Source organism: Pseudomonas sp. P4_B4 (assembly GCF_056402255.1).
This window is the reverse complement of the sequence record NZ_JBFUHS010000015.1, coordinates 42,269-66,072: the sequence shown is the minus strand read 5'-3', so window position 1 is coordinate 66,072 and position 23,804 is coordinate 42,269. Positions and strand designations below refer to the sequence as shown.

The following is a 23,804-nucleotide window of genomic DNA, read 5'->3' as shown; positions in this document are numbered from 1 at the left end:
GCATGTCAAAATCATGCAGGCCACCAAGCACGCGGTAAATGCAGGTAACATGCGCCGCTTTGCTCCCACACGGCCTGACCATGTCCGCGACATCCCGCTTCCCTTTTGCTGCTTATCTATTCGCTTGCCTGCTCGGGCTGTTTGCCCTTGGCGGCTTCTGGTACGGCCTCGGCAAACCGGTGATCCTGCCGGATGTCGCCAGCGCGACGCACAAGCTGCAATGCGCCTCTTACACGCCATTCGACAAGGATCAATCGCCGTTTGACGTGCCATTCAACTTGCGCCCCGAGCGTATGGATGCCGACCTCGCGCTGCTGTCCAAAAGCTTCGAATGCATCCGCACCTATTCCATGACCGGCCTCGAAGCCCTGCCGGACCTGGCGCGCAAGCATGGCTTGAAGTTGATGATCGGCGCCTGGGTCAACAGCAACCCGGTGGACACCGAGAAAGAAGTCGACCTGCTGATCGCCTCGGCCAACGCCAACCCGGATGTGGTGAGCGCGGTGATCGTCGGCAACGAAACCCTGCTGCGCAAGGAAGTCACCGGCGCGCAATTGGTGAGGCTGATCAACAAGGTCAAGAGCCAGGTCAAACAGCCTGTCACCTACGCCGACGTCTGGGAGTTCTGGCTCAAGCATCCGGAAATCGCCCCTGCCGTGGACTTCCTGACCATCCACTTGCTGCCGTATTGGGAAGATGATCCGTCGAACATCGACGCCGCCCTGCAACATGTGGCCGAAGTACGCCAGGTGTTCGGCAACAGGTTCGCACCCAAGGATGTGCTGATCGGCGAAACCGGCTGGCCAAGCGAAGGTCGCCAGCGCGAAACCGCCCTGCCGAGCCGGGTCAACGAAGCCAGATTCATTCGCGGCTTTGTCGCCATGGCCGAGCAACAGGGCTGGCACTACAACCTGATCGAAGCCTTCGACCAGCCATGGAAACGCGCCAGTGAAGGTGCGGTCGGCGGTTACTGGGGGCTGTTCGATGCCGATCGCCAGGACAAGGGCGTGCTGGCCGGGCCAGTGACAAACGTACCGTACTGGTCGCAATGGCTGGCGGTGGGCGGCTTGATCTTCATCGGCACGTTGCTGCTCGGTGGACGGCTCCGCACGACGCGCTCGGCACTGGTGCTGCCGCTGCTCGGTGCATTGGCTGCGTGTTCGATTGGCGCCTTTGGCGACCTGGCACGGGTTACCACGCGTTTTACCAGTGAGTGGTTGTGGGTCGGATTGCTGACCGCTCTGAATCTGCTGGTGCTGGCCCATGCCGCACTGACACTGAGTCCACGTAGCGGCTGGCGCGGACGGGCTTTCAATTTACTGGAGGATCGTGCTGGCTGGCTGGTTGCAACGACAGGTTTCGCGGCGGCCGTAATGATGCTGGAACTGGTGTTCGATCCGCGTTATCGCAGCTTCCCGAGTGTCGCGTTCATCGTGCCTGCGCTGGTTTATCTGTGCCGCCCGGTGAGCGTGCCACGCCGCGAGATTGCGTTGCTGACCTTCATCATTGGTGCCGGCATTGCGCCGCAGCTGTTTCGTGAAGGTTTGCAAAATCAGCAGGCCTGGGGCTGGGCGCTGGTGAGTGTGTTGATGGTGGCTGCGTTGTGGCGCTGCCTGCGGGTTCGCAAGGCTTGACTCTTTAGCGACTTAACCGGCCTCTTCGCGGGCAAGCCCGCTCCCACAGTAGACCTTCAGTGAACACAAAATTTGTGTGCGACAAAGATCAATTGTGGGAGCGGCGGTGCGGCGATCCGACTTGCTCGCGAAGACGGACTTTTAAACGCCGCGAGAAACCCTGACCAACCGCAACCCGGCAATCACCACCGCAAACACCGCCAACGTCGTGTTGTACAAAGCCAGCGCCGGAAACCCGAACACCAGCGCCAGCACCGCCAGCCACCAGCCTGCCCGCCCCGGCACGACAAAGCCGATGATCGCCGCGCCCAGCGCAGCCCAGCCCAGCACCCCGAAATGGATCATCAGCCCCAGGCTCGATCGCACCTGGCATTCCCAGCGATTCGCTTCATCCACGCAAATGCCGACCCACTGCGCATCCTCCATGAAGCCATAACGCGCGCCATAACTGGCGGCCAGCCATACAGGCAGTAAAACAAGCAGCAGAATCACGGGCAGGCGGCGAGACATGAAACACTCCAATTGGCGAAAAACGGCGGCCAGCTTAATCGCCCGAAAGCGTTTCGCAAGCGATAACAACTGTTAACTGGTCATTCAATCGCTGCAAAGTGTATCGTCCAGCTACTATTACTTCGAAATTAAGCCTGTTTGGTGCCGATGGTTGGCACTTTGGCGCAGATCCGGTGGTCATAGCCTGCGAAATTCATTCGGCACCTTCTTCTAAGGGATTTAGTCATGTTCCGTTCCTTGCGCTTCGCCGCCTTGTTTGGCGGCCTTATATTGAGTGCGTCCGCACTGGCGGTCGATATTGACGCCGCCAGTTACGGCTACCCCCTGACCAATCCGTTCGAGGCGACCATCGCGACCACGCCGCCGGACTTGCGTCCGGAGTTACCCCTGGACGATGACATCGATCAGACAGTGCGCAGCGTCACCTTGCGTCCGGAACGGGCGTTCGAATTGCCGGACAATTTCTGGGCGGTCAAGAAACTCGACTACCGCATTGCCACGCAGGATCACGCCGCGCCGCTGATATTCCTGATCGCCGGCACCGGTGCACGTTATGACAGCAGCCTGAACGAATACCTGAAGAAGCTCTACTACAAGGCCGGTTACCACGTGGTGCAGCTGTCATCGCCCACCAGCTACGACTTCATGAGTTCCGCTTCACGCTTCGCCACGCCGGGTGTTTCCAAGGAAGACGCCGAAGACATGTACCGGGTGATGCAGGCAGTGCGGGCACAGAACCCGAAAGTGCCGGTCACCGATTACTACCTGACCGGGTACAGCCTCGGTGCACTGGACGCCGCTTTCGTCGCGCACCTGGACGAAACCCGCCGCAGCTTCAACTTCAAGAAAGTCCTGTTGCTCAACCCGCCGGTCAACCTCTACACCTCGATCACCAACCTCGACAAGCTGGTTCAGACCGAGGTCAAGGGCATCAACAACAGCACCACGTTCTATGAACTGGTACTGAACAAGCTGACCCGCTATTTCCAGCAAAAGGGCTACATCGACCTCAACGACGCCCTGCTCTACGACTTCCAGCAGTCCAAACAGCACCTGACCAACGAACAGATGGCCATGCTGATCGGCACCTCGTTCCGCTTTTCGGCGGCCGACATTGCCTTCACTTCGGACCTGATCAACCGTCGCGGCCTGATCACCCCACCCAAGTTCCCGATCACCGAGGGCACCAGCCTCACGCCATTCCTCAAGCGTGCACTGCAATGCGACTTCGACTGCTACATCACCGAACAAGTGATCCCGATGTGGCGCGCCCGCACCGACGGCGGCAGCCTGCTGCAACTGATTGACCAGGTGAGCCTGTATGCGCTGAAGGACTATCTGCACGAAAGCCCGAAAATCGCGGTCATGCACAACGCCGATGACGTGATCCTCGGCCCTGGCGACCTGGGCTTCCTGCGCAGGACCTTCGGTGATCGCCTGACCGTTTACCCGTACGGCGGCCACTGCGGCAACATTAACTACCGCGTCAACAGCGACGCCATGCTGGAGTTCTTCCGTGGCTAAATATCTCCTGCTTTTCGCAGCGTTACTCTGTGCAGGCGTCGCCAATGCAGACAACAGCAAAGCCAACGCCCCCGTGGTCGTCGACAGTGACGGCTTCAAGGAACCGCTGAGCAAACTCAAATTCAACCCGGGCCTGGACCAACGCGAGTTCGAGCGCTCGACGCTCAGCGCACTGGCTGTCTACGATCCGCTGGAAGAGTGGAACCGGCGCGTCTATCACTTCAACTACCGCTTCGACCAATGGGTGTTCCTGCCGGTGGTCAATGGCTACCGCTACGTCACCCCGAGCTTCCTGCGTACCGGTGTCAGCAACTTCTTCAACAACCTCGGCGACGTGCCAAACCTGTTGAACAGCCTGCTGCAACTCAAGGGCCAGCGCTCGCTGGAAACCACCGGACGCTTGCTGCTCAACACCACCATCGGCATCGCCGGCCTGTGGGACCCGGCCACCGCCATGGGCCTGCCGCGCCAAAGCGAAGACTTCGGCCAGACCCTGGGCTTCTACGGCGTACCGGCCGGCGCTTACTTCATGCTGCCGATCCTCGGTCCGTCGAACCTGCGTGACACCGGCGGCCTGGCGGTGGATTACACAGCCGAGAGTGCGATCAACTTCCTCAACGTCGCCGAAGTCAGCTCCAACCATCCGGAAGTGTGGATCCTGCGCGGCATCGACAAGCGCCACCAGACCAACTTCCGCTATGGCCAGATGAACTCGCCGTTCGAGTACGAGAAAGTGCGTTACGTGTACACCGAAGCGCGCAAGTTGCAGATCGCCGAGTAATTCCGGCAGCTGTAAATCAATGTGGGAGCGGGCTTGCTCGCGAATAGGGTGTGTCATTCGACATCATTGTGTCTGACACACCCTATTCGCGAGCAAGCCCGCTCCCACATTTGTTATGTGCTGACTTCAGCCTTTCAGGGCTTTCCAGATCTTGCTGACAGCCATCACGCCAACCAACACCACCGCCCCTGCGACAATCCCCGCCACGCCATTGAGCAGCACCGGCACGATAAATCCGCCGCCACCCGCCGCCGCACCGACACTTTCGATCCAGTGATGCACCACCGGCACACCGTGCGTGAGGATCCCGCCGCCCACCAGAAACATCGCCGCCGTGCCGATCACCGACAGGCTTTTCATCATGTACGGTGCCGCACGCAGAATCCCACCGCCGATGCTTTTCGCCATCTGCCCAGGTTTCTGGGTCAACCACAGGCCCAGGTCGTCGAGCTTGACGATACCCGCCACCAATCCGTACACGCCGACAGTCATGACAATGGCAATGCCCGAAAGCACGATGATTTGCTGGGTCAATGGAGCACCGGCCACGGTGCCGAGGGTGATGGCGATGATTTCCGCAGAAAGAATGAAGTCGGTGCGGATCGCGCCTTTGATCTTGTCCTTTTCGAACGCCACCAGGTCGGTGGCAGGGTCAGCCACCGCCTCGACCAACTGCGCATGCTCGGCGACATCTTCAGCCTTGCTGTGCAGAAACTTGTGGGCGAGTTTTTCAAAGCCTTCGAAGCACAGATAGGCACCGCCGACCATCAACAGCGGTGTAACCAGCCACGGAATGAACGCACTGATGGCCAGCGCCGACGGCACCAGGATCAATTTATTGATGAACGAACCCTTGGCGACCGCCCATACCACCGGGATTTCCCGCTCGGCACGCACTCCGCTGACTTGCTGGGCGTTGAGTGCCAGGTCGTCACCGAGTACGCCGGCCGTTTTCTTGGCGGCCATTTGGGTCATCAATGACACGTCGTCCAGTACGGCGGCAATGTCGTCAATCAGCACCAGCAAACTGCTTCCTGCCATGAATCAGGTTTCCTTCTGCAATGAATGCGCAGCAGCATAGCGCGGCATCACGGGCTGCGGTGCATTCTTGAGCGCCGCGCGAGGCCGGTGATACCATGCGCAACCGCCAGAATAGGCAAGGAATCACCCGGTTTATGAGCACTATCCGCGAGCGCAACAAACAACTGATCCTGCGTGCCGCCAGTGAGGAATTCGCCGACAAAGGCTTCGCTGCGACCAAAACCAGCGACATCGCAGCCAAGGCGGGATTGCCCAAGCCCAACGTCTACTACTACTTCAAATCCAAGGAAAACCTCTACCGCGAGGTCCTGGAAAGTATCATCGAGCCAATCCTGCAGGCTTCGACACCGTTCAATCCAGACGGCGAACCCGGTGAAGTGCTCAGCGGCTACATTCGCTCGAAAATCCGCATCTCCCGCGACCTGCCTTTCGCCTCCAAGGTGTTCGCCAGCGAAATCATGCACGGCGCCCCCCACCTGAGCAGCGATCTGGTCGAACAGCTCAATGGCCAGGCCAAACACAACATCGAGTGCATCCAGACCTGGATCGACCGCGGGCAAATCGCCCCCATCGACCCCAATCACCTGATGTTCAGCATCTGGGCCGCAACCCAGACCTACGCCGACTTCGACTGGCAGATCACCGCCATCACCGGCAAGGCCCGGCTGGATGAAGAAGATTATGAAGCGGCGGCACAGACGATTATCCGGTTGGTGTTGAAGGGGTGTGAGCCCGAGCGGTAGACCGTATCAAGGCTATTCGCGAGCAAGCCCGCTCCCACATTTAATCTCTATCCTCCTGGCGAAACTCGGTCAAATGTGGGAGCGGGCTTGCTCGCGAATGGCGGCAACTCGGTTTTAGATTAAACCCAGATCGCATCCCACAACGGATAGTCACCAAGCTTCTCGACCAGCCCTGCCCGCAATGGGTTAGCCACAACATATCGAGCCAGCTTTACCAGATCTTCATCTTTTCTCAGCGCACGGTCATGAAAACTCGGTTGCCAGAGACTCCCCGTTCTGCCAGTTGCCGCATTAATTGCTCGGGTGCTCAAGGATTTTGTTTGGCACATCAGTTGACCGAGCGAACCCTTACTCAATTGAATCAACCAATGAAAATGATCGGGCATGACCACCCAGGCCAACGACTCGGCAAAGCCGTCATCCTGTGCTTGCCTGAATTGGTGAACAACCAGTCTGCCAAGGGTGTAATCCCTGAAAACAGGTTCTCGTTTCAGGGTATTGGCAGTCAGTAGGTAAATGCGGTTTTGCTCGGCGTAGCGGCCGATGCGCAGGCGGTGTGATGCTGACAGCTCAGGCATTCCCTTGCCCTCTCTCATGTTGAAGTCATGGAAAGGCTAGTTCAGCGGCTACAGGATAATGGGGTAGACCTTTAGCTGGATGTGTCTGGGAGATCGCCTTCGCGAGCAAGCCCGCTCCCACACTTGATCGCTGTCGTTCACAAAATTTGTGTACGCAAAAAATCCAATGTGGGAGCGGGCTTGCTCGCGAAAGCGGTAGTTCAGTCAGCGAAGATCAAGCCGCCACCCCAGCATCCGCCACCAACCCCAACGCCTCGATGGCATTGATCGCGCACTGCTCGTCAACATCCGACAGATCGCCGCTGATCCCCACCGCCCCCAGCACGTTCCCGTCCTGATCGCGAACCAGCACACCACCCGGTGCCGGCACGACGCTGCCCTGCCCCAGGCTGTTCAACGCGGCGATAAACGCCGGGCGTTGCTGGGCGTCCAGCGCCAGCAGGCGTGAACCCTTGCCCAGCGCGATGGCGCCCCAGGCTTTGCCGATGGCGACGTGCGGGCGCAGCAGGCTGGCGCCGTCTTCGCGTTGCAGGGTGATCAGATGCCCGCCGGCATCCAGTACCGCAATGGTCAAGGGTGCCGCAGAGATTGCACGCCCTGCAGTAATGGCCTCGTTGACCAGGTTGACTGCGACTTTCAAGGTTAAAGCGCTCATGGTGCCGTCCTCATTTTGTTTTTCGGAAAGTCGGTGGGCTGCGCGCTTGCGTCGCAGCCCGATGCAACAAATAGAACACAATGAATTATTTTTTTGTATACAATAATTCTCGAAAGGCGCCACATGCGACGAAAAGCCACAGTAGAACGGGCTTCCGACGAATGAAACAAGCGCTTGAGAAAATGGATTGACCTGCGCCGTCCGCCGTGAATACACTCTGCGCAAAGCCACTTGTATACAATTACAAAACGTAAAGAGGCACAAAACCATGAGCAAAATGAGAGCAATCGAAGCCGCCGTTCTGGTGATGCGCCGTGAAGGGGTCGATACCGCTTTTGGCATCCCGGGTGCCGCCATCAACCCGTTGTACTCCGCCCTGCAAAAGGTCGGCGGCATCGATCACGTACTCGCTCGCCACGTTGAAGGCGCCTCGCACATGGCCGAGGGCTACACCCGCACCAAGGCCGGCAACATCGGCGTGTGCATCGGTACTTCCGGCCCTGCCGGCACCGACATGGTCACCGGGCTCTACAGCGCCTCGGCCGACTCGATTCCAATCCTCTGCATTACCGGCCAGGCACCCCGCGCCCGTATGCACAAGGAAGACTTCCAGGCTGTCGACATCACCACCATCGTCAAGCCAGTGACCAAGTGGGCAACCACCGTCATGGAACCGGGCCAGGTGCCTTACGCGTTCCAGAAAGCCTTTTATGAAATGCGCTCCGGCCGTCCAGGCCCGGTGCTGATCGACCTGCCGTTCGACGTGCAGATGGCCGAAATCGAATTCGACATCGATGCTTACCAGCCGCTGCCATTGGCCAAGCCGAGCGCTACCCGCGTCCAGGTTGAAAAAGCCTTGGCCATGCTGGATCAGGCCGAGCGCCCATTGCTGGTGGCCGGTGGCGGCATCATCAACGCCGATGCCAGCGACCTGCTGGTGGAGTTCGCCGAGCTGACCGGTATTCCGGTTATCCCGACCCTGATGGGCTGGGGCACCATCCCGGACGATCACCCGCTGATGGTGGGCATGGTTGGTCTGCAGACTTCGCACCGCTACGGCAACGCAACCATGCTCAAGTCCGATGTGGTTCTGGGCGTGGGCAACCGTTGGGCCAACCGTCACACCGGTTCCGTTGACGTGTACACCGAAGGCCGCAAGTTCATTCACGTTGATATCGAACCGACCCAGATCGGCCGCGTGTTCACCCCGGACCTGGGCATCGTTTCCGACGCCGCTGCCGCGCTGACCGTGTTCATCGAAGTCGCTCGCGAATGGCAAGCCGCCGGCAAGCTGAAGAACCGCAGTGCCTGGCTGCAAGACTGCCAGCAGCGTAAAGCCAGCCTGCAGCGTAAGACTCACTTCGACAACGTGCCGGTCAAGCCGCAACGCGTTTACGAAGAAATGAACCAGGTGTTCGGCAAAGACACCTGCTACGTCAGCACCATCGGTCTGTCGCAGATTGCCGGCGCGCAGTTCCTGCACGTCTACAAGCCGCGCCACTGGATCAACTGCGGTCAGGCTGGCCCGTTGGGCTGGACCATTCCTGCAGCACTGGGCGTGGTCAAGGCTGATCCGAACCGTAAAGTCGTGGCCCTGTCGGGGGACTATGACTTCCAGTTCATGATCGAGGAATTGGCGGTGGGCGCGCAGTTCAAGCTGCCGTACATACATGTTGTCGTGAACAACTCGTACCTGGGCCTGATCCGTCAGGCGCAGCGCGGTTTCGACATGGACTACTGCGTGCAGCTGTCCTTCGACAACCTGAACGCCCCGGAACTCAACGGTTACGGTGTCGACCACGTCGCAGTTGCCGAAGGCCTCGGTTGCAAGGCACTGCGTGTGTTCGAACCGGCTCAGATCCAGCCTGCCCTGCGCAAGGCCCAGGAGCTGATCGAAGAGTTCAAGGTTCCGGTGATCGTCGAAATCATCCTGGAGCGCGTGACCAACATTTCCATGGGCACCGAGATCAACGCCGTCAACGAATTCGAAGACCTGGCGCTGGTCGGCGACGACGCACCGACCGCGATTTCGTTGCTCGATTAACTGCTGACCGCTCCCCCTGTGGGAGCGGGCTTGCTCGCGAAGACTGCTTCACATCCAACAGAGATGTTGACTGACCCACCGCTTTCGCGAGCAAGCTCGCTCCTACAAGGGGGCTTCACACATTTACGGGAGACCACCATGCCGCGTTTCGCAGCCAACCTGTCCATGCTGTTCACCGAACAGGACTTTCTCGCCCGTTTCGAAGCGGCCGCCAAGGCCGGCTTCAGTGGTGTCGAATACCTGTTCCCGTACGACTTCAGCTCCGCCGAAATCAAGGCCCAGCTCGACGCACACAGTCTGACCCAAGTGCTGTTCAACCTGCCGGCCGGTGACTGGGCCAAGGGCGAGCGCGGTATCGCGTGCCTGCCGGACCGGGTCGAAGAGTTCCGTGCCGGTGTCGACCTGGCCATCGCTTACGCGCAAGTGCTGGGCAACAACCAGGTCAACTGCCTGGCCGGTATTCGTCCGCAGGGCTTTGACGATGCCACCGTGGAGAAAACCTTCGTCGCCAACCTCAAGTACGCGGCCGACAAGCTGCAAGCGGCGGGTATCAAGCTGGTGATGGAAGCGATCAACACCCGTGACATCCCAGGTTTCTACCTGAACAACACGGCGCAAGCCCTGTCGATTCGCGAGCAGGTCGGCAGCGCCAACCTGTTCCTGCAATACGACATCTACCACATGCAAATCATGGAAGGCGATCTGGCCCGCACCCTGCAATCGCACCTGGGCGAGATCAACCATGTGCAGCTCGCGGACAACCCGGGGCGCAACGAACCAGGCACCGGTGAAATCAACTACCGCTTCCTGTTCGAACACCTGGACCGCATCGGTTATCAGGGCTGGGTCGGCTGCGAATACAAGCCGCTGACCACCACTGAAGCGGGCCTGGGTTGGCTGAAAACTCATAACGCGATCTGAGATTAAACAGGGTTTCTGTGGCGAGGGAGCTTGCTCCCGCTGGGGTGCGAAGCGCCCCCAAACCATTCACTGCGGTGAATCAGGCAGAACCGGCTCTCAGGATTTACGACTGCTTCGCAGCTGAGCGGGACGATGCGGCGATCCGACAAGCTCCCTCGCCACAGGGTGTGCTCGTCTCAGCTACGTAGACAAAATTTGGCTACATAAAAACAAGAGGATTTTCTCATGGCTAAAATCGGATTTATCGGCACCGGCATCATGGGCCACCCAATGGCGGCGAACCTGCAGAAAGCCGGTCACAGCCTGTTCCTGTCGGCCCACCACGACCCTGCGCCTGCCGACCTGATCGCCGCTGGCGCCGTTGCCCTGGCGAACCCGAAAGAAGTTGCCCAGGAAGCCGAGTTCATCATCGTCATGGTGCCCGATACCCCGCAGGTCGATGACGTGCTGTTCCGTGCCGACGGTATCGCTGCTGGCGTGGGCAAGGGCAAAGTCGTCATCGACATGAGTTCGATCTCGCCGACCGCCACCAAGGCCTTCGCTGCAAAGATCAATGAAAAAGGCGCGCAATACCTCGACGCCCCGGTATCCGGCGGTGAAGTCGGCGCCAAGGCTGCGACCCTGAGCATCATGGTCGGCGGCGATGCCGACGCTTTCGAACGCGCCCTGCCGCTGTTCCAGGCCATGGGCAAGAACATCACCCTGGTCGGTGGCAACGGCGACGGTCAAACCGCCAAGGTGGCCAACCAGATCATCGTGGCCCTGAACATCCAGGCCGTGGCTGAAGCCCTGCTGTTCGCTTCGAAAAACGGTGCCGATCCAGCCAAGGTGCGTGAAGCACTGATGGGCGGTTTCGCGTCCTCGAAGATCCTCGAAGTGCACGGCGAGCGCATGATCAAGGGCACCTTCGATCCAGGCTTCCGCATCAGCCTGCACCAGAAGGACCTGAACCTGGCCCTGCAAGGCGCCAAGGAGCTGAACATCAACCTGCCGAACACCGCCAACACCCAGCAAGTGTTCAGCACCTGCGCAGCCATCGGCGGCAGCAACTGGGACCACTCGGCGCTGATCAAGGGTCTGGAACACATGGCGAACTTCTCGATTCGCGACAAGAAGTAAGCCCTGCCCCATCCCTATGTGGGAGCGGGCTTGCTCGCGAAAGCGTCAGGTCAGTCAACATCTCTGTTGAATTTGAAGCCGCATTCGCGAGCAAGCCCGCTCCCACACTGGACCGAGTTGCCCTTCAAATAACAAGAATTCCGGGAGCCCGCCATGTCGGTCGATCCGCAACAATTGCTGCGCGAGCTGTTTGCCACAGCCATCGACGCGGCGCATCCGCAACAAGTCCTCGAAGCCCATTTGCCTGCCGACCGCAGCGGTCGCGTGATTGTCATCGGTGCCGGCAAAGCTGCCGCCGCCATGGCTCAAGTGGTCGAGCGTTGCTGGCAGGGCGAAGTGTCCGGCCTGGTGGTGACCCGTTACGGTCACGGCGCACCTTGCGAAAAAATCGAAGTGGTCGAAGCCGCGCATCCGGTACCAGACGCTGCAGGTCTGGCCGTGGCCAAGCGTGTGCTGGAACTGGTCAGCGACCTGAGCGAGAACGACCGTGTGATCTTCCTGCTCTCCGGTGGTGGCTCTGCCTTGCTGGCACTGCCGGCCGAAGGCATCACCCTGGCCGACAAGCAGTCGATCAACAAAGCCCTGCTCAAGTCCGGCGCGACCATCGGCGAGATGAACTGCGTGCGCAAGCACCTCTCGGCGATCAAGGGTGGCCGCCTGGGCAAAGCCTGCTGGCCTGCCACGGTTTACACCTATGCGATTTCCGATGTACCGGGCGACCTCGCCACGGTCATCGCCTCCGGCCCCACCGTGGCCGATCCGAGTACCTCGGCCGAAGCCCTGGCGATCCTCAAACGCTACGCCATCGAGGTTCCGGCTTCGGTGCGCACCTGGCTGCAAAGCCCCGAGTCGGAAACCGTCAAACCCGGCGACCCGAACCTGGCGCGCAGTCATTTCCAGTTGATCGCCCGCCCGCAGCAATCCCTTGATGCGGCGGCGGTGAAATGCCGTCAGGCCGGGTTCAGTCCGCTGATCCTCGGCGACCTCGAAGGCGAATCCCGCGAGGTGGCGAAAGTCCACGCCGGCATCGCACGGCAGATCGTCCTGCATGGCCAGCCACTGGCAGGGCCCTGCGTGATTCTCTCTGGCGGTGAAACCACCGTCACCGTGCGCGGCAATGGCCGTGGCGGACGCAATGCCGAGTTCCTGCTAAGCCTGACCGACAGCCTCAAGGGCCTGCCCGGCGTCTATGCGCTGGCCGGCGACACCGATGGCATCGACGGCTCCGAAGACAACGCCGGCGCGATCATGACCCCGGACAGCTACGCCCGTGCTGCCGCCCGGGGCCTGAGCGCCAGCGACGAGTTGGACAACAACAACGGTTACGGCTACTTCGAGGCGCTCGACGCCCTGATCGTCACCGAGCCGACCCGTACCAACGTCAACGACTTCCGCGCCATTCTGATCCTTGAGAGCACTAAACATGACGCCTGATAAAAAGGTCAAAATCCTCGCCACGCTCGGCCCGGCCACCGATGGCATCGACGCCATCCGTGAGCTGGTGCTGGCCGGGGTCAACATCTTCCGCCTGAACTTCAGCCATGGCGATCACGCCGACCACGCCCAGCGCTTCCAGTGGATTCGTGAAGTCGAGCGCCAGCTGAACTATCCATTGGGCATCCTGATGGACCTGCAAGGCCCGAAACTGCGGGTCGGCAAGTTCGCCGAAGGCAAGGTGCAACTGGTGCGCGGTCAGGCCTTGCGCCTGGACCTCGATGCCACGCCGGGCGATGAGCGCCGGGTCAACCTGCCCCATCCGGAAATCATCGCCGCGCTGGAACCCGGCATGGACCTGCTGCTGGACGACGGCAAGTTGCGTCTGCGGGTAGTGACCAAGTACGCCGACGCCATCGACACCACCGTGCTCAATGGCGGCGAACTGTCGGACCGCAAGGGCGTGAACGTGCCACAAGCGGTGCTCGACCTGAGCCCGCTGACCGCCAAGGATCGCCGCGACTTGACCTTCGGTCTGGAGTTGGGTGTGGATTGGGTGGCGCTGTCGTTCGTGCAACGTCCCGATGACATCCGCGAAGCCCGCACCCTGATCGGCGACAAGGCGTTCCTGATGGCCAAGATCGAGAAGCCCTCGGCCGTCGAACAACTGCGCGAGATTGCCGAATTGAGCGACGCGATCATGGTCGCCCGTGGTGACCTGGGCGTGGAGGTGCCGGCCGAAAGCGTGCCGCAGATCCAGAAGAACATCATCAGCACCTGCCGCCAGCTCGGCAAACCGGTGGTGGTGGCGACGCAGATGCTGGAGTCGATGCGCTTCTCACCGGCGCCAACTCGCGCCGAAGTCACCGATGTGGCCAACGCCGTGGCCGAAGGTGCAGACGCGGTAATGCTGTCGGCGGAAACCGCGTCCGGCGAATACCCGCTCGAAGCCGTGCAGATGATGAGCAAGATCATCCGCCAGGTGGAAAACGGTCCGGACTATCAGACTCAACTCGACGTCAGCCGACCGAAGGCCGAGGCGACTGTTTCCGACGCGATCAGCTGCGCCATTCGTCGCATCAGTAACGTGCTGCCGGTGGCGGTGCTGGTGAACTACAGCGAGTCTGGCGCGTCGAGCCTGCGCGCGGCGCGGGAGCGGCCGACGGTGCCGATCCTCAACCTGACGCCGAACCTGCAAACCGCCCGTCGCCTGAGCGTGGCGTGGGGTGTGCACTCGGTGGTCAATGACCGCCTGCGTCAGGTCGATGAAGTCTGCTCCACGGCACTGGAAATTGCCCAGGCCCAGGGTATGGCGCAGCGTGGCGACACACTGTTGATCACAGCAGGTGTGCCGTTTGGGCAGCCGGGGTCGACTAACTCTTTGCGCATTGAGACATTGATCTAGCGCTTGAACTGGCCTCTTCGCGAGCAAGCCCGCTCCCACAGTTGATCTGTGTGCACCACAGAATCAATGACTGAACAAAGATTCAATGTGGGAGCGGCGATGCGGCGACCCGACTTGCTCGCGAAGCAGGCGACACGATTCACCGGAAACACCACAGACTTCATCATGCCTGCCAACCATTTCAACACCCACTGCCCCGACTGGGCCGAAGCATTGCTCAACGGCTTCAGCCAGATCTTTCTCCAGCGCAATCCGCTGTGCGGCCTGCTGTGCGTCCTGGCCATTTTGTTCACGGCGCCCGCCTTGCTCGGCGGCGCCTTGCTCGGTGGTGTCGCCGGGCTGCTCACCGCGCAACGCCGCAACTATGCCAAGGCTGATCGTCAGGCCGGGTTGTTCAGCTACAACGGCGTCCTGCTCGGACTGTTACTGAGCCTGTATTTCCCCTGGTCGGCGATGATGCCGCCACTGATTCTGGCCGCCGGAGGCCTGAGCGCGATGATCACTCAGCAGTGGCTCAAGCGCGTCCGGTTCAGCCAATGCCTGCCGGCCTACACCGCGCCCTTCGTCGGGCTGGGCTGGTTGCTGCTGTGCGTCGCCACGCCCTCGACAGAGGCGCACTTGATCGAAGTCAGCACCCTGAACATGCTCACCGCCCCCCTCAAAGGCATTGGTCAGGTGATGTTCCTCGGCCATCCGCTGGCCGGTGCGATGATTGCCGCCGGTTTGCTGATCGCTGATCGCCGCGCATTTTGCTGGGCAATATTGGCCTCTGTCGCGGGCATGGGCTGGAGCCTGTTGCACCACGACTTCTATACCGCACTGCTCGGCCTCGGTGGCTATAACGCCGTGCTGGCCGCCCTCGCCTTCAGCTCGCAGCGTCGCCAACCGTGGTTGCCGCTGCTTGGCATCGGCCTGGCGCTGTTGCTGACGCCGGTGTTTGCCGCCATCGGCCTGCCCACGCTGACCGCGCCGTTCATTCTTGCCGGCTGGCTGATTCGCAGCGTTGTGCAAATGCTTGGCAAAGCCACGGTCGAAAGCGCGCCTTGCGCTCCCGGGGAGAATCAACCTAGGCTGCGCTGATTTTCAGCCAAGGCGATGTGCATGAACAGCAACGACACGTGGCGTAATCGCCTGTACGTGATTATTTTCCAGACCGACACCGTTGCCGGTCGACGCTTCGACTCCACCTTGCTGCTGATCATCCTCGCCAGCCTGGTGGTGGTGATCCTGGACAGCATCGATGACGTCCACCAGAACTACGCCAGCCTGCTGGCGTACATCGAGTGGGGCTTCACGATCATCTTCCTCGGCGAGTACATCCTGCGCCTGTACTGCTCGCCCAAACCGCTGCACTACGCGTTCAGTTTCTATGGGCTGGTGGACCTGCTGGCCATCGTGCCCGGCATCCTCGCGCTGTACTACAGCGATGCCCAGTACCTGCTGATCATCCGGGTGATCCGGATGCTGCGGATCTTCCGCGTGCTCAAGCTCGGCCCGTACCTCAAGCAAGCCCATTACCTGCTCGATGCCTTGCGCGGCAGCAAGCAGAAAATCCTCGTGTTCCTGCTCAGCGTCTGCACTCTGGTCATCGTGTTCGGCACCCTGATGTATGTGATCGAAGGCCCGCAACATGGCTTCACCAGCATTCCCAAGGGCATTTACTGGGCTATCGTGACCTTGACCACCGTCGGTTACGGCGACATCGTGCCCAAGACCGCACTGGGCCAGGTCATCTCGTCGATGGTGATGATCACCGGTTACTCGATCATCGCCGTGCCCACCGGGATCTTCACCGCCGAACTGGCCACGGCCATGCGTGGCGGCCAGCTGCATCGCGACTGCCCGGTGTGTGCCAAAGACAGCCATGAACCCGAGGCGTCGTTCTGCTCCCGTTGTGGCAACGCATTGTTCAAAAAACTGGAATAAGCAAAGAGCTTTTTAATCTTTAAAGGACTATACGAGCCCAGCTATAGTCGCTGGCAAATTGCCCCACTTTTAATAGAACAAGGAATGCGCAGTGAAAAAACTCTTTGGCGCCTCACTTCTCGCTGCTGGCTTGGCCCTGGGCAACATCGCCCAGGCTGCACCGACCCTGCTCAACGTTTCCTACGACGTGATGCGAGATTTCTACAAGGACTACAACACTGCGTTCCAGAAACACTGGCAAGCCGAGCACAACGAAAACATCATCCTGCAGATGTCCTTCGGCGGCTCCAGCAAACAGGCGCGCTCGGTCATCGACGGCCTGCCGGCTGACGTGATCACCATGAACATGGCCACCGACATCAACGCCCTGGCGGACAACGGCAAACTGGTCCCGGACAACTGGGTCACGCGCCTGCCGAACAACAGCGCGCCGTTCACTTCGGCCACCGTGTTCATCGTGCGCAAGGGCAACCCGAAAGCCCTGAAAGACTGGCCGGACCTGCTCAAGGACGGCGTTCAGGTCATCGTCCCGAACCCGAAAACCTCCGGTAACGGTCGCTACACCTACCTCTCGGCCTGGGGCTACGTGCTGAAAAACGGCGGCGACGAAAACAAGGCCAAAGACTTCGTCGGCAAACTGTTCAAGCAAGCGCCGGTACTCGACACCGGCGGCCGTGCCGCCACCACCACCTTCATGACCAACCAGATCGGCGACGTTCTGGTGACCTTCGAAAACGAAGCGGAAATGATCGCCCGCGAGTTCGGCCGTGATCAGTTCGAAGTCATCTACCCAAGCGTTTCCGCCGAAGCCGAGCCACCGGTGTCGGTGGTCGACAAGACCGTCGACAAGAAAGGCACCCGCGCAGCGGCCGAGGAATACCTGAAGTACCTGTGGTCACCGGAAGGCCAGGAGATTGCCGCGGCGAACTACCTGCGCCCGCGCGACCCGGCCGTGCTGGCCAAGTACACCGACCGCTTCCCGAAAGTGGACTTCCTGTCGGTCGAGAAGACCTTCGGCGACTGGCGCACCGTGCAGAAGACCCACTTCAATGATGGCGGGGTTTTCGACCAGATCTACAGCGGTCAGTAATCGCTGAGCGGCAATGAAAAAGGCGACCTGTGCAGGTCGCCTTTTTTGTGGCTGCCATTTCAGCTCAGGTTGCCGCAGAAAATATTCTGGTTCCCGTCGGCCGGGCTTTCACGCACAACCAATGAAAAGCCGCCCGCTCGAAGAGTCTCGTAGGCGACCGGTGCGCTCTTCCAGAAATACTGATGCGACGCCGCAGAATAGAACCGCGCATTCGGCCCGTCGTTCATGTCATAGGCCGGTTTCGCACCCAGGCTCGCACAGCTTCCCGGATAGATATAAGCCTGCAAACGACCCGGCAAAGCACTACCCATGCTTTCGCCACTGACCGCGAACCAGAACACCGTTGCATTACCGTCGGACATCATGATGGGCCGGGCGATTTTCCCGGCATTGATGGAAGTAGCGTTCAGGGGAACGTTGGTGACCTGACGATCAGGCACCGTCGAGCACCCAGAGATCAACCCAACCGCTACCACCAACGCCAGCGACGATACGATTTTCATCGTGATACTCCCGCTTGAAAGGACGCGTTGAAGTGATCCCCCTGTTGATTCTAGTTGTCAGGCCAATGTGGGCATTTCTTCGGATGGTCGGTCAGGCCTGCAAAGACTACATCGGCGGCGTCACGCCATCCTTGCCCGCCGAGATGGATTGAGCGGTAAGCGTGCCGTCAGCACCCTGCGTGACAAAGGTCACGATCTTCACGCCCACCTTCAACAGGCTGCGATCGGCCGGCATCAGGTTGACGATGGGTACGTCTTCGGGGACCAGAATCTTTTGCTGGCCGCCCTTGTAGTTGACGGTCAGTACCCGGCCATTGCTCACCACCAGGTCGCCGACGCTGCCGTTGGTCATACTGCTGCCCTTGACCAGATCAAACGGCCGATGACCGTCGCCACTGCCGGCCAGCTCCGGCGGAAAAACGTGGACCTCCAGGGCCTTGAGGGTCCCATCCTCTTGGGGAACAGCCGCGGAACCAATGTAGCTGCCGGGCTTGATGTTTTCGATGTTGGCCAGGGTCACGGCGCGGACCTTGGTGTCCTTGGTCAGGTTGATCACCACGTTGTCGCCGCTGTTGGCATGGACTTTCAGAATGTCCGGGCTGACACCGGTAATCTCTCCGCGCACCCCGATTCGCGTACCCGGCGCATCCTCGGCCTGGACCAGGCCAACGCTCAATACGCTGATCACGGTAGCGACACAAACGCGGCGAATCAGCTGACGAAACTTCATCTTCATGGGACGACCCTCCGGTGGTGTGACAGGAAGAGAGAACATAAGCACGCTATCGAACAAGATGTAAGTGAATGTATCATTAACCTGCATAGTTCTGACGCAAGGCTCTACGACGGACGACACACGCGTTCGTCAGTCATTCCGCAATGGAATGATTGCTATCACTCCAATCCCACTTCCGCCGTTTCAGGCAGCCCATTAGCCTGCGCGCATTCCTTTCCGTACAGCGAGACCCGTTATGAACCCAGCGACCCAGGTGCCCCACGGCACCGCGACAATGACCCGAGGCATGGTGCTGCTGTTCGCGTTCTGCTGCGGCGCGATTGTCGCCAACATCTACTACGCCCAGCCGATCATCGGCCTGATCGCCCCGGACATCGGCCTGACAAACACCATGGCCAGCCTGATCGTTTCCCTGACCCAGATCGGCTACGCGCTGGGGCTGTTTTTCCTGGTGCCGCTGGGGGATCTGCTGGAGAACCGCCGGTTGATGATCATCACCACGCTGGTGGCAATTGTCAGCCTGCTGGGCGCCGCGTTCACCGATCAGCCGAACGTGTTTTTGCTGATTTCGCTGTTGGTGGGGTTCAGTTCGGTGTCGGTGCAAATCCTGATTCCGTTGGCCGCGCATCTGGCGCCGGAGGAAACCCGTGGTCGTGTGGTGGGCGGGATCATGGGCGGTTTGCTGCTCGGTATCCTGCTGGCCCGGCCGGTGTCCAGCGTGGTGGCCGACCACTTCGGCTGGCGGGCGATGTTCATGATTGCCGCGGTGTTGATGGCGGCCATCAGCATCGTGCTGGCCGTGACCATTCCCAAACGTGAACCTGATCACAGTGCTTCCTATGGCCAATTGCTGGGCTCGCTGTGGACGCTGTTGCGCAAACAACCGGTCCTGCGCCAGCGGGCGTTTTACCAGGGTTGCATGTTTGCCACTTTCAGCCTGTTCTGGACCGCCGTGCCACTGGAACTGGCGCGCAATCACGGTTTGTCGCAAAGCGAGATCGCGATTTTCGCGCTGGTGGGCGCCATCGGCGCCATTGCCGCCCCGATCGCCGGGCGCCTGGCCGATGCCGGTCACACCCGCTTCGCCTCATTGCTGGCCCTGCTGTTCGCCAGCCTGAGTTTCATGCCAGCGTTTATCCATCCGGCCTACAGCGTCATCGGCCTGGCGGTGACCGGCGTGGTGCTCGACTTCTGCGTGCAGATGAACATGGTCCTCGGCCAGCGTGCGGTCTACGCCCTCGACGGCAAAAGCCGCAGCCGCCTGAATGCGCTGTACATGACCAGCATCTTCATCGGCGGCGCCTTCGGCTCTTCGGTGGCCAGCGCGGTGTACGAACACGGCGGCTGGTTGTGGATCGTGATCGTCGGCAGCGCGTTTCCGCTGTTGGCGTTATTGCGGTTCTTGAGTGTTTCGCCGAAGGCTTCGCTGGCGACGGCGTAAGCTTTAAAGCATCGTCGGATCGCCGCCCGGAGCAATCGAGCGTCGACCGGCTGCTCCCACAGGTTGCTTGCAAACCTTGTGGGAGCGAGCCTGCTCGCGAATGCCAGCGGCGCCCCCGACTTACTGCCGAACCAGCTTCTCCATCGCCGCATCCGCCAAAAAGGAGGAGCGGCTTTTGACGTTGTGCTCGCGCACATAGCGGTCAATGCGCTGGATCACATAGCCGGGCAGCGTGACATTGACCTTCTCGGTCTTGCCCATGTACGGCGAGATGTCCAGTTCCAGCATGCCCCAGCCCATGTCGGCGAATTCCGGATTGCCGCGGTGCAATGCCGCCGAAGTCGGCATCGGTATCGTATCGCCGTCCGCCGCCATCTCCTGCAGCATGATGTGGGCAATTTCGACGGCTGCGTTGTAAGCCTCTTCAAAGGTATCCCCGGCGGTCACCGCGCCTGGAATATCGGGGATCTGGATACCGATGGCGGTGTTCTCGTCGCCCCATTCGATACAGATTGGATATTGCATTATGGATCTCCTGCGTAACTGGCTGGCGGGCAGTACAGCCCGGCTCGCCGCCTGATGCTCTTGACCGTCCCGATCGGTAAATCCTTTTTTGGATGAGGGACGGGAATGGTGTACGGGTTGTAAGGGTGCGTGAAGATGTGATGACTGCCAGTGACCCGGTCCAGGGTCCAACCCGCTTCCACCAACTCCTTGATCAATAGCCTGCTCTGCACCACCAGCCTCCTTGCTTGGCAAAAACAAAAATAACCCTAGAGTTATCTTTACTCAAGCACAAAAACCCGAAGTGCGACGTACGGTTGTTTTACAGAGTGTGATGAAAGCCCCTGATGAAAGCCCCGCCATTCCCCCCAGGCATGAATGCTATGCCTCCCGCCCGTGTTCCGCGCTCCCCGCCCCAAGGTCAACATTGATCCCAGCCAGACCGGCTCCGTCCACGAGGATTACGATCATGTCCCTGCAAACAAAACTCGATGCCTTCAAAGCCGACTTCAAGGCCGGCAAACCACCGTACAACGCACCGGCTGATATCCACCCGGTGATGGAGCGGGCAACCGCCGAACTGATTGCTTCGGGCGCGGCGAACAAGGCGCTTAAGGTTGGCGACAAGGCGCCGCTGTTCACTCTGAAAGATCCCGACGGTCATCCGCTGTCATCCGCCGACTTGCTGGCCAAAGGTCCATTGGTGCTGACGTTCTACCGAGGCGTGTGGTGCCCATACTGCAATCTGGAACTGCAAGCCTTGCAGGCTTTCCTGCCGACGTTGCAGGAAGCCGGCGCCAGCCTGGTGGCCATCTCGCCGCAGATTGCCGCCAACAGCCGCAAGTCGATGCGCAGCAATGGCCTGCAATTCCCGATCCTCAGCGACCGCCATAACGATGTGGCCGACGCCTTCGGGCTGCGCTTCGCGTTGCCGGACTACCTGATCGAGTTGTATAAAAACCTGCGCAATGATCTGCCGACCTTCAACGATGATCCGTCCTGGACATTGCCGATGCCGGCTCGCTATGTGATCGGGCAAGATGGCGTGATCCGTTACGCCGAGGTCAACCCCGATTACACTCAGCGCCCAGAGCCTGAAGCGATGCTGGATGCGATTCGCGGTTCGCACTGACAACATCTATCCCTTGTGGGCTTGCGATAACTTCCAGATTTTGCACAAGGACCTTCAATGGACCGCCTCGGCGCAATGGAAACCTTCGTCTACGTGGTGGAAACCGGTTCGTTTTCCGCTGCGGCCCGACGCCTGAATATCGGCCAGCCGGCCGTGTCGAAAACCATCGCGCAACTCGAATCGCGGTTGGCGGTGCGACTGTTGCTGCGTTCGACCCGGGGCCTGACGCCCACCGAGGCCGGGCTGGCCTTTTTCGAACGGGCCAAGCGCGCCATCGAAGAAGCCGACGAGGCCGATAACGCCGCACGGGGTTCCGCCAGCGGGCTGAGTGGCAACCTGCGTATCTGTGCGGCGGTCACCTTCGGCCGGCTGCACATCGTTCCGCATTTGGGCCCCTTCCTGGAGCAAAACCCGGCGCTGAACATCGACCTGATGCTCGATGATCGCAACGTCAATCTGGTGGAAGAAGGCGTCGACATCGCCCTGCGCATGGGCGTGCTGAGCGACTCGGGGCTGACCGCCCGCAAGATCGCCGAATGCCGGCGCATGGTACTAGGCACACCGGCGTACTTCGCAAAACACGGCGAGCCCACCTGCCCCGCCGACCTGTGCAAGCATCAAGCAATCGTCTACACCCTCGGAGGCGGCGCCAATTGGCAGTTCAACAAGGACGGCGATGAGCAATCGGTGATCATCAGCGGCCGGATCCGCGTCAACGCCGCCGAAGGCCTGCGTGAAGCCGTGCTGGCCCATCAAGGGCTGACCATGGCCTCGCAATGGATGTTCGCGCCGGAACTGGCCGACGGTTCAGTCCGGGAAGTGATGAAGGACTGGGCACTGCCGAACCTGGATCTGTGGGCGGTGTTCCCCACCGGGAGAATGGCCAGCGCCAAGGCTCGGGCGTTTGTGGAGTATGTGCAGGGGTTGTTGACAAAAGCAGTCTGAAAACCGCCCGTTTCGTTTATTGCGATTTTCGATTAATTCGAATAGCCTGCCGACATCGATTATTCAGAATATTGGAAACCGTCATGTCGACCGTCATTCATCCGCCAATCAATTTGCCCGCGAAACACGAAATACAGGCCGCAATCGAGGGGCAACGCACCCTGGCTGCCTATCTCGCCACCCAGTTCGAAACTCAGCACATCCAGATATTCGATGAGCAGAACGAAGCGCACAACATCGAAATGCCCACCTCGGCGCTCCGTTTGCTAGTCGATATTCTGGCGGAGCTCGCAGCCGGTAACGCTGTGAAAGTAGTCCCGGTCCACGCGGAACTGACTACACAAGAAGCGGCGGACCTGCTCAATGTCTCACGTCCACACCTGATCAAACTGCTCGAATCCGGTGAACTGTCCTACCACAAAACCGGCAAGCACCGACGTGTGCGCTTTGCCGATTTGATGGACTATAAAAACCGGCGCGACACCGCCAGCGAGCAGGCAATGATGCTTCTCGCCGAGCAGGCACAGGCGCTAAGGACAGGATACGAGTGAGGCACACTTCATTTACCGCTGTATATGACGCTTGCGTGCTTTACCCCGCTCCCTTGAGAGACTTTCTGATGTGGCTCGCGCTCTCCGGGCTTTTCAGGGCGAAATGGTCAGTGGCAATACACGATGAATGGAAACGCAATCTGCTAAGAAACCGCCCGGATCTCAACGCCACGCAATTGAATCGCACCTGCGAGCTAATGGATCTGGCGATTCCCGACGCCTGCGTGTCGGGGTACGAAGCTTTGATACAAGGACTGACGCTGCCCGACGCGGATGACCGACATGTCCTGGCGGCTGCCATTCGTTGCAACGCCAGCGTCATTGTCACCTTCAACCAGAAAGACTTCCCCCGCACCGCGCTGCAACCTTATGGCATCGAGGCCCAGCACCCCGACGAGTTCGTCGATAACCTTTTCGACCTGGATCCGGCAGCGGTGGTCGCCGCGGCACAACGACAGCGCAAGCAACTGAAGGCCCCACCGATGAACACTGACACTTATCTCGATCTCTTGTTACGTCAAGGCCTGGTTCAGTCGGTCAAGGCATTGAACAGTTTCCGGGCAATGCTCTGAAAGTCACCACGCCTG

Annotated in this window: 25 protein-coding genes; 17 read left to right on the top strand and 8 right to left on the bottom strand. The window is 60.1% G+C overall.

Annotated features, from left to right (window positions below; all coding sequences use genetic code 11):
- Positions 1-38: 38 nt before the first annotated feature.
- The gene (locus AC1DVE_RS17015) at positions 39-1,634 is read left to right on the top strand and encodes a glycoside hydrolase family 17 protein (RefSeq protein ID WP_477784060.1); all 1,596 of its coding nucleotides are present in this window, start codon (positions 39-41) and stop codon (positions 1,632-1,634) included.
- Between the two features lie 141 nt (positions 1,635-1,775).
- Here the strand turns inward: AC1DVE_RS17015 and AC1DVE_RS17010 are convergent, their stop codons facing one another.
- Positions 1,776-2,144: a hypothetical protein gene (locus AC1DVE_RS17010; RefSeq protein WP_477784059.1), complete on the bottom strand. Its 369-nt coding sequence runs from the start codon at positions 2,142-2,144 to the stop codon at positions 1,776-1,778.
- A 225-nt stretch (positions 2,145-2,369) separates the two neighbouring features.
- Here AC1DVE_RS17010 and AC1DVE_RS17005 point away from each other — a divergent pair, with 225 nt between their 5' ends.
- Entirely contained in the window at positions 2,370-3,668 is a 1,299-nt protein-coding gene (locus tag AC1DVE_RS17005; RefSeq protein WP_223455964.1) for a serine/threonine protein kinase, read from the top strand.
- Positions 3,661-4,449, top strand: a complete 789-nt coding sequence (locus tag AC1DVE_RS17000; protein ID WP_223455965.1) for an MlaA family lipoprotein — start codon at positions 3,661-3,663, stop codon at positions 4,447-4,449. The genes AC1DVE_RS17005 and AC1DVE_RS17000 overlap by 8 nt, the downstream gene beginning before the upstream one ends.
- A gap of 126 nt (positions 4,450-4,575) precedes the next feature.
- Here the strand turns inward: AC1DVE_RS17000 and AC1DVE_RS16995 are convergent, their stop codons facing one another.
- On the bottom strand, positions 4,576-5,490 hold the full coding sequence (locus AC1DVE_RS16995; RefSeq protein ID WP_223538125.1) for a DUF808 domain-containing protein: 915 nt from the start codon (positions 5,488-5,490) through the stop codon (positions 4,576-4,578).
- Positions 5,491-5,624: 134 nt separating this feature from the next.
- Here AC1DVE_RS16995 and AC1DVE_RS16990 point away from each other — a divergent pair, with 134 nt between their 5' ends.
- On the top strand, positions 5,625-6,233 hold the full coding sequence (locus tag AC1DVE_RS16990) for a TetR/AcrR family transcriptional regulator (RefSeq protein WP_015096199.1): 609 nt from the start codon (positions 5,625-5,627) through the stop codon (positions 6,231-6,233).
- 119 nt (positions 6,234-6,352) lie between these two features.
- Here AC1DVE_RS16990 and AC1DVE_RS16985 read toward each other — a convergent pair whose 3' ends face one another.
- Positions 6,353-6,811 (bottom strand): REP-associated tyrosine transposase, encoded by a 459-nt coding sequence (locus AC1DVE_RS16985; protein ID WP_223453508.1) that lies wholly within the window; start codon positions 6,809-6,811, stop codon positions 6,353-6,355.
- A gap of 214 nt (positions 6,812-7,025) precedes the next feature.
- Entirely contained in the window at positions 7,026-7,466 is a 441-nt protein-coding gene (locus tag AC1DVE_RS16980; protein ID WP_150757696.1) for a GlcG/HbpS family heme-binding protein, read from the bottom strand.
- 268 nt (positions 7,467-7,734) lie between these two features.
- On the opposite strand from AC1DVE_RS16980, the gene gcl reads away from it, so the two are divergent.
- The 8 genes from gcl (at position 7,735) to AC1DVE_RS16940 (ending at position 17,405) form a co-directional block, all read left to right on the top strand.
- Positions 7,735-9,510: a glyoxylate carboligase gene (gene gcl, locus AC1DVE_RS16975; RefSeq protein WP_223460732.1), complete on the top strand. Its 1,776-nt coding sequence runs from the start codon at positions 7,735-7,737 to the stop codon at positions 9,508-9,510.
- Positions 9,511-9,648: 138 nt separating this feature from the next.
- Positions 9,649-10,431, top strand: coding sequence for a hydroxypyruvate isomerase (gene hyi, locus AC1DVE_RS16970; RefSeq protein WP_223460730.1), 783 nt, complete (start codon positions 9,649-9,651; stop codon positions 10,429-10,431).
- A gap of 225 nt (positions 10,432-10,656) precedes the next feature.
- The gene (locus AC1DVE_RS16965; protein ID WP_223447959.1) at positions 10,657-11,550 is read left to right on the top strand and encodes a 2-hydroxy-3-oxopropionate reductase; all 894 of its coding nucleotides are present in this window, start codon (positions 10,657-10,659) and stop codon (positions 11,548-11,550) included.
- Between the two features lie 153 nt (positions 11,551-11,703).
- Positions 11,704-12,984, top strand: coding sequence for a glycerate kinase type-2 family protein (locus tag AC1DVE_RS16960; RefSeq protein WP_223543338.1), 1,281 nt, complete (start codon positions 11,704-11,706; stop codon positions 12,982-12,984).
- A complete protein-coding gene (pyk, locus tag AC1DVE_RS16955) occupies positions 12,974-14,389 on the top strand; it encodes a pyruvate kinase (RefSeq protein WP_046037667.1) in 1,416 nt (471 codons plus the stop codon). The genes AC1DVE_RS16960 and pyk overlap by 11 nt, the downstream gene beginning before the upstream one ends.
- 165 nt (positions 14,390-14,554) lie before the next feature.
- Positions 14,555-15,469, top strand: a complete 915-nt coding sequence (locus AC1DVE_RS16950) for an urea transporter (RefSeq protein ID WP_223538121.1) — start codon at positions 14,555-14,557, stop codon at positions 15,467-15,469.
- A 21-nt stretch (positions 15,470-15,490) separates the two neighbouring features.
- The gene (locus tag AC1DVE_RS16945; RefSeq protein ID WP_223460725.1) at positions 15,491-16,315 is read left to right on the top strand and encodes an ion transporter; all 825 of its coding nucleotides are present in this window, start codon (positions 15,491-15,493) and stop codon (positions 16,313-16,315) included.
- A 91-nt stretch (positions 16,316-16,406) separates the two neighbouring features.
- On the top strand, positions 16,407-17,405 hold the full coding sequence (locus tag AC1DVE_RS16940; protein ID WP_223460723.1) for a sulfate ABC transporter substrate-binding protein: 999 nt from the start codon (positions 16,407-16,409) through the stop codon (positions 17,403-17,405).
- A 59-nt stretch (positions 17,406-17,464) separates the two neighbouring features.
- On the opposite strand, the gene AC1DVE_RS16935 is transcribed toward AC1DVE_RS16940, so the two are convergent.
- Positions 17,465-17,908, bottom strand: a complete 444-nt coding sequence (locus AC1DVE_RS16935; RefSeq protein ID WP_223533906.1) for a hypothetical protein — start codon at positions 17,906-17,908, stop codon at positions 17,465-17,467.
- Between the two features lie 106 nt (positions 17,909-18,014).
- Positions 18,015-18,644 (bottom strand): hypothetical protein, encoded by a 630-nt coding sequence (locus AC1DVE_RS16930; RefSeq protein WP_477784058.1) that lies wholly within the window; start codon positions 18,642-18,644, stop codon positions 18,015-18,017.
- 235 nt (positions 18,645-18,879) lie between these two features.
- On the opposite strand from AC1DVE_RS16930, the gene AC1DVE_RS16925 reads away from it, so the two are divergent.
- The gene (locus AC1DVE_RS16925; RefSeq protein ID WP_223460717.1) at positions 18,880-20,085 is read left to right on the top strand and encodes an MFS transporter; all 1,206 of its coding nucleotides are present in this window, start codon (positions 18,880-18,882) and stop codon (positions 20,083-20,085) included.
- A 120-nt stretch (positions 20,086-20,205) separates the two neighbouring features.
- Here the strand turns inward: AC1DVE_RS16925 and AC1DVE_RS16920 are convergent, their stop codons facing one another.
- Complete coding sequence (locus AC1DVE_RS16920) at positions 20,206-20,610, bottom strand: type II toxin-antitoxin system HicB family antitoxin (RefSeq protein WP_007983297.1); 405 nt, start codon at positions 20,608-20,610, stop codon at positions 20,206-20,208.
- On the bottom strand, positions 20,610-20,822 hold the full coding sequence (locus AC1DVE_RS16915; RefSeq protein WP_223447966.1) for a type II toxin-antitoxin system HicA family toxin: 213 nt from the start codon (positions 20,820-20,822) through the stop codon (positions 20,610-20,612). The genes AC1DVE_RS16920 and AC1DVE_RS16915 overlap by 1 nt, the downstream gene beginning before the upstream one ends.
- A 236-nt stretch (positions 20,823-21,058) precedes the next feature.
- Between AC1DVE_RS16915 and AC1DVE_RS16910 the strand changes: the two genes are divergently transcribed.
- From AC1DVE_RS16910 to AC1DVE_RS16895, 4 genes are all read left to right on the top strand, one after another.
- On the top strand, positions 21,059-21,721 hold the full coding sequence (locus tag AC1DVE_RS16910) for a peroxiredoxin-like family protein (RefSeq protein WP_223460715.1): 663 nt from the start codon (positions 21,059-21,061) through the stop codon (positions 21,719-21,721).
- Positions 21,722-21,778: 57 nt separating this feature from the next.
- Positions 21,779-22,666, top strand: a complete 888-nt coding sequence (locus AC1DVE_RS16905) for a LysR family transcriptional regulator (RefSeq protein ID WP_223460713.1) — start codon at positions 21,779-21,781, stop codon at positions 22,664-22,666.
- A gap of 83 nt (positions 22,667-22,749) precedes the next feature.
- A complete protein-coding gene (locus tag AC1DVE_RS16900; RefSeq protein WP_223460712.1) occupies positions 22,750-23,217 on the top strand; it encodes a helix-turn-helix domain-containing protein in 468 nt (155 codons plus the stop codon).
- A complete protein-coding gene (locus tag AC1DVE_RS16895; protein WP_223460710.1) occupies positions 23,214-23,789 on the top strand; it encodes a VapC50 family PIN domain-containing toxin in 576 nt (191 codons plus the stop codon). Before AC1DVE_RS16900 ends, AC1DVE_RS16895 begins: the two co-directional genes overlap by 4 nt.
- Positions 23,790-23,804: the final 15 nt, after the last annotated feature.